At 41.9% G+C, this 12,378-nt stretch carries 13 protein-coding genes; 11 read left to right on the forward strand and 2 right to left on the reverse strand.

What is annotated here, in order from left to right:
• Nucleotides 1-12: 12 nt before the first annotated feature.
• The 7 genes from argB to MHB41_RS05470 all read left to right on the forward strand — a co-directional run bounded on the left by argB (nucleotide 13) and on the right by MHB41_RS05470 (nucleotide 8,801).
• Nucleotides 13-789: an acetylglutamate kinase gene (gene argB / locus MHB41_RS05440; RefSeq protein ID WP_025093396.1), complete on the forward strand. Its 777-nt coding sequence runs from the start codon at nucleotides 13-15 to the stop codon at nucleotides 787-789.
• Complete coding sequence (locus MHB41_RS05445; protein WP_041117114.1) at nucleotides 786-1,937, forward strand: acetylornithine transaminase; 1,152 nt, start codon at nucleotides 786-788, stop codon at nucleotides 1,935-1,937. Before argB ends, MHB41_RS05445 begins: the two co-directional genes overlap by 4 nt.
• Nucleotides 1,938-2,008: 71 nt before the next feature.
• Nucleotides 2,009-3,070 (forward strand): carbamoyl phosphate synthase small subunit, encoded by a 1,062-nt coding sequence (locus tag MHB41_RS05450; RefSeq protein WP_024425061.1) that lies wholly within the window; start codon nucleotides 2,009-2,011, stop codon nucleotides 3,068-3,070.
• On the forward strand, nucleotides 3,063-6,143 hold the full coding sequence (locus MHB41_RS05455) for a carbamoyl phosphate synthase large subunit (protein ID WP_251232200.1): 3,081 nt from the start codon (nucleotides 3,063-3,065) through the stop codon (nucleotides 6,141-6,143). Before MHB41_RS05450 ends, MHB41_RS05455 begins: the two co-directional genes overlap by 8 nt.
• Nucleotides 6,140-7,090 (forward strand): ornithine carbamoyltransferase, encoded by a 951-nt coding sequence (gene argF, locus MHB41_RS05460; RefSeq protein WP_061109666.1) that lies wholly within the window; start codon nucleotides 6,140-6,142, stop codon nucleotides 7,088-7,090. Before MHB41_RS05455 ends, argF begins: the two co-directional genes overlap by 4 nt.
• Before the next feature lie 102 nt (nucleotides 7,091-7,192).
• Nucleotides 7,193-7,372: a YjzC family protein gene (locus MHB41_RS05465; RefSeq protein ID WP_008348517.1), complete on the forward strand. Its 180-nt coding sequence runs from the start codon at nucleotides 7,193-7,195 to the stop codon at nucleotides 7,370-7,372.
• A 163-nt stretch (nucleotides 7,373-7,535) separates the two neighbouring features.
• Complete coding sequence (locus MHB41_RS05470) at nucleotides 7,536-8,801, forward strand: MFS transporter (RefSeq protein WP_041117120.1); 1,266 nt, start codon at nucleotides 7,536-7,538, stop codon at nucleotides 8,799-8,801.
• Between the two features lie 112 nt (nucleotides 8,802-8,913).
• Here MHB41_RS05470 and MHB41_RS05475 read toward each other — a convergent pair whose 3' ends face one another.
• Nucleotides 8,914-9,108 (reverse strand): YjzD family protein, encoded by a 195-nt coding sequence (locus tag MHB41_RS05475; protein ID WP_003211779.1) that lies wholly within the window; start codon nucleotides 9,106-9,108, stop codon nucleotides 8,914-8,916.
• 212 nt (nucleotides 9,109-9,320) lie between these two features.
• On the opposite strand from MHB41_RS05475, the gene MHB41_RS05480 reads away from it, so the two are divergent.
• The 4 genes from MHB41_RS05480 to MHB41_RS05495 all read left to right on the forward strand — a co-directional run bounded on the left by MHB41_RS05480 (nucleotide 9,321) and on the right by MHB41_RS05495 (nucleotide 11,974).
• Nucleotides 9,321-10,061 carry a hypothetical protein gene (locus tag MHB41_RS05480; protein WP_024425057.1) on the forward strand — a complete coding sequence of 247 codons (741 nt, stop codon included), beginning with the start codon at nucleotides 9,321-9,323 and terminating at the stop codon, nucleotides 10,059-10,061.
• A gap of 73 nt (nucleotides 10,062-10,134) precedes the next feature.
• Nucleotides 10,135-10,710 (forward strand): hypothetical protein, encoded by a 576-nt coding sequence (locus MHB41_RS05485; RefSeq protein WP_024426490.1) that lies wholly within the window; start codon nucleotides 10,135-10,137, stop codon nucleotides 10,708-10,710.
• Nucleotides 10,711-10,801: 91 nt separating this feature from the next.
• Complete coding sequence (locus MHB41_RS05490; protein ID WP_024425055.1) at nucleotides 10,802-11,764, forward strand: BMP family ABC transporter substrate-binding protein; 963 nt, start codon at nucleotides 10,802-10,804, stop codon at nucleotides 11,762-11,764.
• Between the two features lie 12 nt (nucleotides 11,765-11,776).
• Nucleotides 11,777-11,974, forward strand: a complete 198-nt coding sequence (locus MHB41_RS05495) for a ComZ family protein (RefSeq protein ID WP_034282083.1) — start codon at nucleotides 11,777-11,779, stop codon at nucleotides 11,972-11,974.
• A gap of 9 nt (nucleotides 11,975-11,983) precedes the next feature.
• Here the strand turns inward: MHB41_RS05495 and MHB41_RS05500 are convergent, their stop codons facing one another.
• Nucleotides 11,984-12,217, reverse strand: a complete 234-nt coding sequence (locus MHB41_RS05500) for a hypothetical protein (protein WP_034282082.1) — start codon at nucleotides 12,215-12,217, stop codon at nucleotides 11,984-11,986.
• Nucleotides 12,218-12,378: the final 161 nt, after the last annotated feature.

Genomic DNA, 12,378 nt, shown 5'->3' on the forward strand with positions numbered 1-12,378 from the left:
AAGGAGATAGACATGAATAAAACGATCGTGTTCAAGTGTGGAGGCAGTGTCATTCGAGAACTTTCAGATACCTTTTATGAAAATGTCCGCTCACTTCAAGCCGCTGGATTTAAACTGGCTATCGTGCATGGCGGAGGACCTGAAATCACCGACATGCTGCAAAAATTAGAAGTGAAAACAGAATTTGTTGACGGGCAGCGTAAAACAACGAAGCCTGTGTTAGAGGTAGCCGAAATGGTTCTTTCGGGAACGGTCAATAAATACTTTGTGTCAGAGCTCGCAAAGCATGATATTTCATCTGTCGGCGTATCCGGTAAAGATGGGCAGATGCTTGTCGCCGATTTCCTAGATCAAGACGTTTACGGGTACGTTGGCGAAATCAAAGAAGTTCATCCAGAGATGGCAGAAGCACTCATGGAAAAACAATTCATTCCTGTGATTGCGCCGCTGTCTATGACGGAAGAATGCCAAACCTTAAATGTGAATGCCGATTTAGCAGCATCAGCTGTCGCCGGAGCCATGAAGGCTGATAAGCTTATGTTTGTCACAGATGTTGAAGGCATTTTAAAAAATGGTGAACTATTAGATGTCGTCACCGAACAAGAAGCCCTTTCACTCATTGATGAAGGCATTATTTCCGGGGGAATGATTCCAAAAGTACAATCCGCATTGAGTGCTTTATCAGGTGATGTGGATGAAGTGATGATCGTAAATGGCAAAGGCAGTATCTTTACAGGAGAAACCTTTAAAGGAACAAGAATTGTGAAACAAAAGGAGGCGGTCCTGTGAGTCATCTCTTTCAAACTTATGGTCGGTGGAATGTTGAAATTAAAGAGGCTGCAGGTTCTTGGGCAGTCGATACAAATGGAAAAAAATATTTAGACTTTATACAAGGCATTGCGGTTACAAATTTAGGCCACAATCACCCAAAGGTCAATGAAGCCATTAAGGAACAGCTTGACCACGTCTGGCATGTTTCAAATCTATTTGAAAATGGACTGCAAGAAAAAGCAGCAGAAAAGCTGGCAGAAAACAGTTCAGGGGATCTCGTGTTTTTCTGCAATAGCGGGGCAGAGGCAAATGAAGGTGCCATTAAATTAGCACGTAAAGCGACAGGGAAAACAAATATCATTACATTTTTGCACTCTTTCCATGGGCGCACGTATGCTGGTATGGCTGCGACAGGCCAAGATAAAATCAAAACTGGCTTTGGCCCTATGCTAGAAGGCTTTCACTACGTACCGTTTAATGATCCAGACGCTATGTCAGCGTGTGAAGTCGATGATGTGGCAGCGGTGATGCTGGAGGTTGTGCAAGGTGAAGGTGGAGTGAATCCAGCGACACCAGAATTTCTAGAAGCCGTTCAAGCATTTTGCAAAAAGCATGAAGCACTGCTGATTGTAGATGAAATCCAAACCGGCATCGGTCGAACAGGAACAGCATTTGCGTACGAAGAGACGTGTCTTGACCCTGATATTATCTCTTCGGCAAAAGGGTTAGGAAGCGGCTTTCCAGTTGGTGCAGTCATAGGGAAAAAAGCTCTAGGAGATGCATTCTCGCCAGGTTCACATGGTACAACATTTGGTGGAAATATGCTTGCCATGGCGGCTGTGAATGCGACACTCGATGTCATTTTCAAAGAAGAGTTTCTTTCAGAAGTGAAAGAAAAGGGTGATTACCTGTTAGAAAAGCTGCAAAATGTCAAACAGCTGAATATCGTAAAAGAAGTGCGGGGAAAAGGATTGATGGCAGGTATTGAATGTGATCAGCCAGTCGCCGGCTATATCACAGCTCTTAGAGAACAAGGGCTGCTGGTGCTTCCAGCTGGTCCGAATGTCATTCGTTTATTACCTCCGCTGAATGTGAAGAAAGCAGAGCTGGATCAAGCGATCGAAACAATTGTTCAAGTATTAGCCAATAAAACAGTTTCGGTGTAAATTTTTTTTACAAACAAACGTATAAAAATGCATTTATATCATTAATTATTCAATTTTGGGGTGACATAAGCATGAAGGGTTATTTAAATTTAGAAGATGGAGCCTCTTTTGAAGGAGATCTGACAGGAGAAGCTGGCATCACAGGTGAAGTGGTCTTTTTTACAGGTATGACAGGTTATCAAGAGGTGCTCACAGATCCTTCCTATAAAGGTCAGATCATTGTTTTCACTTATCCGCTGATCGGAAATTACGGCATTAACCATGAAGACTTTGAGAGCAAGAAGCCTCAAGTAAAAGCGGTAGTTGTGTACGAGGCAGCAGAGCATTTTTCACATCATCTTGCAGCGGTCAGCTTAAAAGATTATTTACAAAAGTGGAATATCCCGCTTCTGACACATACAGATACGCGCGCAGTCGTGCAAAACATCCGGGCAAATGGAACGATGAACGCTGTGCTCAGTGTAGACGAAAACGAAACGCCGCCTGCAATGAAACAAGACAATGTCGTCGCACAGGTGACAGATAGTGAAATCTACACACAAGGCAGCGGTGAGGAACATGTGGCGCTCATTGATTTTGGCTTTAAAAAATCAATTGCAGATTCGCTTGCAGCGCGCGGCTGTAAAGTAACCGTCATTCCATATAAACAAATGGAAAAGGTATTTGAGATCAAGCCGGATGCGATCCTCTTGTCAAACGGACCTGGAGACCCGAAAACCATGACACCGTATTTAAAAACAATTCATGACATCATGATGTCATTTCCGACACTTGGGATCTGCCTAGGTCACCAATTAATCGCTCTTGCACTTGGCGGAGATACGTATAAGCTGCCATTTGGCCACAGGGGAGCGAATCATCCTGTCCAGGATACAGAATCCAAACGTGTCTTTATGACAAGTCAGAACCATAGCTATGTTGTGAATGAAAAAAGCATGAATGACAAAGAAGTGGATGTGAAATTCCTTCATGTCAATGATGGATCTGTAGAAGGATTCATTCATAAAGAAAAGCTGATTATGTCAGTTCAATTTCATCCAGAAGCACACCCAGGGCCTGCTGAAAGTGAATGGGTATTCGATGATTTTATTGAGAAAGTGAAACAAGCAAGGAGAGAAGTCGCACATGCCTAAAGATCAAAGCATACAAACCATTCTAGTCATCGGGTCTGGTCCAATCATCATTGGTCAGGCAGCAGAATTTGATTACTCAGGAACACAAGGATGTATGGCCTTAAAAGAAGAAGGCTACAAAGTCATCTTAGTGAATAATAACCCAGCAACCATTATGACAGACGAGTCATTTGCTGATGAAATCTATTTTGAACCGCTTTCAGTTGATTCAGTGACAAGAATCATTGAAAAGGAAAAACCAGATGGTCTTTTAGCCAACCTTGGCGGACAGACGGCTTTAAACCTTGCTGTCGAGCTGGAAAAAGCCGGTGTGCTGAAAAAGCATGGGGTGACTCTGCTCGGAACGTCAGTTGAAACCATTGAAAACGGTGAAGATCGAGAGAAATTCCGTGCTCTCATGAAGCATTTGAACGAACCTGTGCCAGATAGTGAAATTGTGGATAATGCGGAAGATGCTCTTCAATTTGCAAAAGAAGTCGGCTTCCCAGTCATCCTAAGACCAGCATACACACTTGGCGGTAAAGGCGGCGGAATCGCTCTAACAGAGGAGGCGTTTAAGCCGCTCATTGAAGGAGCTCTTTTAGCGAGTCCGATTCACCAGTGTTTAGTTGAAAAAAGCATAGCTGGCTTTAAAGAAGTCGAATATGAGGTCATGAGAGACCGTCAAAATACGTGTATCACGGTATGCAACATGGAAAATATCGATCCAGTTGGTGTGCATACAGGAGACTCGATTGTCGTTGCACCTTCCCAAACATTAACGGATCAGGATTATCAAATGCTCCGTTCAGCGAGCCTGAAAATCATTTCAGCGCTGGATGTAGTCGGCGGCTGCAACATTCAATTTGCCCTTGATCCACTCAGTAAAGAATACTTTGTCATTGAGGTGAATCCTCGGGTCAGCCGTTCTTCTGCTCTTGCATCAAAAGCAACAGGCTATCCGATTGCGAAAATGGCAGCTAAGCTTGCGGTGGGTTATACGCTAGACGAATTGAAAAACCCGCTCACAGGTACAACCTATGCTAGTTTTGAGCCGGCACTAGATTATGTTGTCGTGAAATTCCCGCGCTGGCCGTTTGATAAATTTAAACAGGCAGACCGTCAATTAGGCACAAAAATGAAGGCGACTGGTGAAGTCATGGCGATTGATCGGAATTTAGAGTCAGCCATTCAAAAAGCAGTTGCATCACTTGAAATTAAAACGAAGGGCTTCCACCTGCCAGAACTGAAAGAGCAATCGACAGAACAATTATTTGAACTCATCAAAACACCAGACGATCGCCGGTTTTTCGCTGTTATGGAACTTCTTTCAAGAGAAGAAACGGTTGAAACAATTCATCAAACGACGAAAATCGATCGATTCTTCTTACATGTGTTCCAGAATATGATTACGCTCGAACAAGAATTGAAAGATCATAAGGGGACGCTATCAAAAGATACCTTGAAAAAGATAAAGGAAAAGGGTTTCCTTGATGAAACGATTGCTCTACTTACGGGTCACACGGAAGAGTCAATCAGGCAGCTTCGTCAAGAATACGGCATTGCTGCTTCATTTAAAATTGTTGACACATGTGCGGCGGAATTTGATGCTAAAACGAATTACTTCTATTCCACGTACTTCGGCAAAAGCGATGGTGAACATCAAGAAAAAACAAAGCAACGTGCACTCATCATTGGCTCTGGTCCGATTCGAATCGGGCAGGGGGTCGAGTTTGATTATAGCGCTGTTCATGGCGTTCTGACCTTGCAAAAGCTTGGATTTGAAACCATCATGATGAACAACAATCCAGAAACAGTCAGTACTGATTATGAGATTGCAGATCGTTTATATTTTGAGCCGATTACATTAGAGCACATCCTAAACGTTGTGGAAGCAGAACAAATTGATTTTGTCATTGTCCAATTTGGCGGACAGACTGCGATTAACGTCGCAGAAGGCTTAGAAAAAGCTGGTGTCACATTGTTAGGTACGTCCTTTGATACGCTGGATGCACTTGAAGACCGCGATTTATTCTATCAGCTTCTTGATGAACTGAATCTTCCTCACGCAAAAGGAGATACGGCTCATTCAAAAGAAGAAGCACTCGTACATGCGAAAAGCATCGGTTACCCTGTATTAATTCGCCCATCGTATGTCATTGGTGGAATGGGAATGATCGTTGTTCAGTCAGAAGCACATTTGGCATCACTGCTTGATCAGCCAGATCATTTGCCATACCCAATCTTAATTGATGAGTACGTCACTGGAAAAGAAATTGAAGTCGATCTTATTTCTGACGGAAAAAAGGCGTTCATTCCAACCATCGTAGAACATATTGAGAAAGCGGGCGTGCACTCAGGTGACAGCTTTGCCATTTTACCAAGTATCTCAATCAGTGAAGACATCAAACAGCAGGTGCATACCGCGTCTGAACAAATAGCGAAGAAATTATCATTCAAGGGCATTATGAATATCCAATTTGTCATCAAAGGGGATCAGGCGCTTGTATTAGAAGTGAATCCGCGGGCAAGCCGGACTGTACCGGTCGTCAGTAAGGTAATGGGCATTGATATGATCCCAATGGCCACTCAATTATTAGCTGGTGCATCGCTTGAAGAACTAAACCCTGCAACGAAAAACAAAGGGGGGACAGCGGTCAAATTCCCAGTGTTCTCATCACATGCCATTCAAGATATCGACCTCAAGCTGACACCTGAAATGAAAGCGACAGGAGAAGGAATGTGTGTAGGCAAGAACGCCGAAAGCGCCTTGAAAAAAGTATTTGCGCCGATCTGGAAGCAAAAAGGAAGCCTTTTTATACAAGGTAGCGAGCAATTGATAGATGAAGCGAAGCATGCAGGCTTTGACGTCTGGACTGGCAGCTTTGAATCTTGGCTGCAGAATGAAGATAAATCCCTTCATATTCATTTAGGAGAAGATGAAGAGGCAAAAGAGCAGCGTGTAAAAGCACTCACACACGGCGTTCAAGTCCTAACCGAATATGAAACAGTTCAAGCATTCCTGCAAGGAAAAAATGGAGATGTATCACCAGTATCGCTCCATGAATTATATAAAAAGGAAGTGACGGCATGAGTCAAGTCGACGTGCAACCGGCATTATACGGAAAAGACTTTTTATCATTAAAAGATTTCTCAATCCATGAGATTGCATATTTAATTGAAAAAGCGGAAGAAATGAAACAAAACCCATATCAAGATTTATTCAAAGGAAAAACGTTAGCGATGATCTTTGAAAAATCTTCAACTAGAACCCGTGTCTCGTTTGAAGCGGGGATGACGCAGCTAGGAGGACATGCGCTCTTCCTCAGCTCAAATGATTTGCAAATTGGCAGAGGAGAAACCATCAGTGATACAGCGCAGGTGCTGTCTGGTTATGTCGACGGTATTATGATTCGAACCTTTGAACATGAGAAGGTTGAAGAGCTTGCACAATACGCGTCTATTCCAGTCATTAATGGATTAACCGACTACTCACATCCATGTCAGGCGCTTGCTGATTTATTAACCATTAAAGAAACAAAAGGTACTTTAAAAGGAATCAAAGTGGCCTATATCGGTGACGGAAATAACGTGGCGCACTCCTTGATGATCGGCTGTGCGCAGCTAGGCTGTGACATTGCGGTTGCATCACCAAAAGGCTATGAACCACTTCAAGAAGTCACAGACACTGCCCGTGAGTTTGCAAAACAATCAGGGGCAGAAGTGACCGTGACAACAGATCCTGTTGCAGCTGTAAAAGATGCAGATGTTATTTATTCAGATGTGTTTACAAGCATGGGGCAGGAAGCAGAAACAGAGAAACGTCTTGCTGAATTTAAAGAATATCAAGTCAATAACGAACTGATGAGTCATGCAGCAAAGGATTATATTTTCCTTCATTGTCTCCCGGCACATCGCGGGGAAGAAGTGACGGCAGATATTATTGACGGGCCGCACTCAAAAGTATTTCAACAGGCAGAAAACCGCCTGCATGTGCAAAAAGCGTTAATGAAAGAACTTATGTATCAAACATCCAAATAAATCCAAGTGTCCCTGACTCGTATGAGCAGGGACTTTTTGCATAAAGGATTGGAGAGGCAAGGGACGGGACATAATAACATCAATCGAGAAAGGAGGATGAAAATGGGTCAGCAGCATCAGTTTAAATCAGGGAATAAAGCACCGAATAATGGTGTGTATATCGAGATCGGTGAAACTGGCAGTATGGTGAAAGATCCTTTAAAGATTAAGCTTAAAGCAGGCGACGTCTTTCCTGATAACTCGAACCATAATCGTGTTTGGACCTACCAAAGAAAGCCGTAAGCAATTGACTAAGAGTCAGCAGGAATAAGACTTTAGAGGCATGTGTCATGCCTCTTTTTTCTTTATAATAAAAAACAATTAAGTTCAAATTTTCAAATAAATAGTATGAAAAAAAGAGAACTTAAGGTAAAATATGTAATATATTGTTGAAAGGATTTGTGTGATGGAAAAGATGAATCTCAGTGAAAGTGTTTGGAATAAACGCTTCACCTCATTATTCATATCAAGACTCATTAAAAACACAGGGGAAAGTTTTGCTTTTACATCCGTCCTTTGGCTATTGATTTTAAGAGGGGATGGAGCGCTCGGTACAGGACTTCTTCTAGCAGTAACGGTTCTCCCTTCATCTTTGTTAGCCCCAATTTTAGGACCTCTTATGAAAAAGCACCATTTGTCTAAATGGATGTTCGCTTCAGATGTTGTTCGAGCAACAATTGTACTCATTATTCCACTTCTGCACTTTTCGCATCTATTGCCTCTATGGTTATTGATTTCATTAATGGTTATTCAATCGGCAACAGGTGCAGCATATAATCCAGCTTCGGTGGCGATCTTACCGCAGATTGTTCCAAAGCATCTCATTCAAAAAGCAAATGCAATCCTGCAATCTTCTTTTGAGATTGTTGCACTTGCAGCAGTCATGGTAGCTGGTCTTTTGGTTAAATTAATTGGACCTGCAGATACTCTGCTGATCACCACTGCTTTATTTGTGATTTCTGGTCTGTTTATTATCGGGGTCAAACTAAAGAAAACCGATGAAGAAAAAGCAGCGGGCATTAAACAAGCGAAGAATACATATTTGTATAACTTAAAAAGAGGGTTTCTCGTTGTCAAAAACCATCACATTTTATTTGCGCTCACGCTGTATTGTATCTTAATGAATGTCGCAGCAGCTCCGTGGCAGGCACTGTCAGCGGTATACGTAGCAGAAGCGCTGCAAAGCGACTCCATGGTGTATTCCATTTTAAGAGGTGTTGCCGCAGTTGGCGCGTTTATGATGGGCTTTGCTCTGGCAAAGGTGAAAATTAAGAGATTTGGTTTGTTCTTTATTGTCGCTGGCATGATTGAAGGGGCTGCATTCTTTATGACAGGGATGAGTACATGGCTGCCGGTTGTTCTGCTTGCTTCCTTTATTTTCGGAGCTGCTGTCAGTGCGATCAATGTGCCGGAAATGGTCATTATTCAAACATCTGTTGACCAAGAGGATCAGCCGCAAGTATATGCTGTGATCAATGCCTCATCAAATGTCTTTCTCCCGCTTGCAGCTGTCGTATCAGGCGTCCTGGCAGAAAGATTTGGAGCGGGACCTGTCATTGCTGGCGGAGGAATCCTTGAAATTTTATCAGGTATCGCGATCTTCCTGTTTACAGGGCTTGCGAAAAGCCATTTGACTCAAGACAAACAGAAGTCCGAAACCGTCGAGGTATAAACAATAAAAACCCCCTGTATGTTTAAGGCAGGGGGTTTTAGCGTGCCGCAATCACTCTGAAAAGAAAGAAAAAAGAGCTAAACATCAATTTAGCTCTTTTTCACAAGTCATATTAAGAATGTTTTGTTGAACTTTCCGTTTCTTTCATTGGACTTACTTCAGCAAAGATGAATAAAATAACCGTAAACACAACTGCAAGAATGGAAGTGAGCGTAAAATCATAAGCAGCTCCATTCATAGAGGCAACGATGTAACCAGCCATATGTGTCAGCAGAAAAGTCCAAATGAGGGTGATAATATAATGCATAATCCCACCGTCCTTTATGTAACAATCTATTGATTATCATACCATAGATGCAAGTGAAGGGAAAAGACTGTTTTCCGCCTTTATGTGACCATTTTAAGACCTTCTGCTATAAAAATAAAAAGAATTCTTCTGTCTTTAGGGGATTTCCTTATTCCTACAAGAGTTGTTGTTCATATCATAGAAAGCAGAATCACTGAAAGGAGGCTGGCCATATGGGTGTAAGCGAACGTTTTTTCCAGCTTGGTTCCCAGTGGAACATCATTCACCTTCCTCAAAAACCAAATGGCTTTGGCATTCTAATCCTCGGTGACCGAAATCACTTTGTGCAGGAAAATACATCATTCTGGCTTCAGCATTATGGAAGAAACCAGCTTTTAACTGCCTTAAAGGATGAAGGATATACATTGTTTAATAGTCATCTTCATGGGAATCACTGGGGATGCGAAGATGCTGTTTTTAGTGCCAAGCAGCTCGTGCATCACACACTAAAACAAGAAATATTAAACCGGGAAATTCATGTGCTCGCAGAGGGAATGGGTGCACTTGTTGCTATGAGCCTTGCTGAGGAGATGCCTGAAGTACTAAGGTCCATTGCGATGGTGAATCCATGTCTGAATCTGGATGCACAACGAGAAAGAGAAAAGGAACACAAATTCTTTTATAAGCAGCTGCTCAAAGAGTTAGCAGAGAGCTATGGCTGTTCTGAAAAGGAAGCTGAAACGTATCCACTGCCTTCTTGTCCTGTTCATTCTGCTCATGTACCGATTCATATATGGCAAAGGCTAAACGGCGCACCTTATGCATATGAACTTCACGCAAAGCCTTTTATTGATCAGCATATGAAAAATCCAGAACATTGTCAGGTCGATCTCACGCTGCATATGTTTGATCATCCGAGAAGAATCTTTCAATCCATTCACAAGTTTTATAAATCGCATGAAAGAGAATTGTGATGAATAGGATGATAACAGCCCTTCATAGAAAGGGCTCTTCTTTTTATTCGATATTAAAAAAGGGGACGTGAACATGGAAACAGGACTGATCATAGGGGCAGATGAGTTTTTTGGCCTGACACTTTGTGAATATATGATGAAAGAGGGCATTCAAGTGGATATCACGCGTCCTCATGATCTTAAAGAAGAACAAAAGGCACTGTTAGAAGAGCGGATGATGTGGCTGGGCAGAAATGATCTCGTTCGTGTCATTGACCTTCAGGATAGCAAAGACACGTATGACCTCATTTTTATTCAATCAGAGGAACCGCATAACAGGCAGAAAGACATCAAAGCAGAGCATGGCATGTACCAGATTCTTTATGAAAAGCCTGAAAACGAATCCGCGAAACAGAATGTGCCGGCAGTTATTCTTCCTCGCATGTTCGGACCATGGACACTCAATGAAGATCAAACAAAGCGTGCAGATTCACTTTTTGTAGAAGATGTGGCAAAGGAATTGTTACAATGGGCATCGGACACAGGTCAAAGACAGGACATGACGTATGAATTGAAGGTAGAAAGCCAAACAGATGACAAACAAGCAGAAGACATGATTGCAGAATGGAAAAGACAAAACTCAACATTTTTCGACAAAAAGCAAGAATGATCTTCCATCTTATCTTTTTTCAGTATAAAATAAACCTATATTTAACATACAGGTTCATCACTGCATGTTGCAAAAGGGAGTTGAACATGGCATGAAGTACCAGCGGCTTGTCATGATCTTTTCGTTCCTTCTTCTATTATCTGCCTGCTCGCAGGCGCCTTTAAAAGGAAAAATTGAGAAGGTGGGTTTACTCGTCCCTGATACGATCAATGATCAAGTTTGGGGAACGAAAGGTTATAAAGGCTTATTAAGTATCCAATCAACATTTGGTGTAGATGTTTATTATAAGGAAGGAATGGTCGACAAGGAGAAAATCGTTGATGCCATTGAAGAATTCCATAAAAAAGGAGTCAATTTGATTATTGGCCATGGCAATGAATACAGTGAAATTTTTAACTTGATCAGTGAAGATTATCCAAACATACAATTTATTACGGTCAATGGAAACAAGCCTCAGGCGGGCAATGTCACAAACGTGACGTTTAAAGGTGAAGCGATGGGCTTTTTCGGAGGCATGACAGCTGCACATATGTCAAAAACAAAAAAGATTGGTATTCTTGCTACATATGATTGGCAAAGTGAAGTAGACGGCTTTATCAAAGGAGCAAAATATCAAGATGAACATGTACAAGTATTAGCAGAGTTTGTCGAAAACTGGGATGATGCTGACAAAGCGGTGGAGCTCTATCAAAAATTAAAAAAGCAGGGCGTTGATGTTGTGTATCCAGCAGGTGATGGTTATAATATCCCTGTCATTGAACAAATCAAAGCCGATAATTTATCAGCGATCGGATACGTCACCGATCAATCCAACCTCGGCAGCCATACAGTTTTAACGAGCACTGTACAGCATGTTGATAAAGCGTACAGTATCATTGCAAAGAAGTTTAATGAAGGCAAGCTAAATGAACAAGATGAGTACTCCTTTGATTTTAAAGAAGGAGTGGTCGAGATGGGGAAATTTAGTTCCACCATTGACGACGCTTTTGTGAAAGACATTGAAAGTGATATTGCGTCTTACAAAAAAACAGGTAAACTGCCAAATGAAAAGTGAGGAGACGACGACATGCAGCACGAAAAATCGATGGAATTTTTACAAATTGCCATGAAGTATTTTCCGCAGGCGAAGGAAGAGTTAGATAAAGCAGGGATTCAGCTTGACCCTGAAGCACTTCAGCCGCTTCTAACACTATTTACATCTGTCATGCAGGAAGCATACGAGCTTGGAAAAGCAGATGCAGAATCAGAAAAAGCCACAGAATAGTGGCTTTTTTTATGATAATTTTTTCTTGAAGGCACTAATCATAGGGCCAACATCTTTAAACACAGGCTTCAGCTCATCGATGGAGTTCATAATGTTCCCAATTTGATTCATGACATGCATGTAGTCAATTGAGTCCTCACTTGAAGATGTCTCCGCACGTTCCTCCTTTGCCTCTGTCTTGCTTTTCTCCTTCTCAATCGGCTGTCCAAACATCATTGCTGAGAAAATATCTTTTTGTGCCATATCACATGTTCCTTTCTACTATTGGTATATATCATTAATCTATGAAAAAAGTGAGAGGAAAGGTTAGACGTTTGTATTGCCAAGAAGAAAAAAATAAGGTAAAATTAGTACCAGATACTAATATAAGATCACAATATCACATGCTCGTATGAGTAAAAGGA

The organism is Bacillus sp. FSL H7-0578, assembly GCF_038630855.1.
Classification (GTDB): Bacteria; Bacillota; Bacilli; order Bacillales; family Bacillaceae; genus Bacillus; species Bacillus safensis.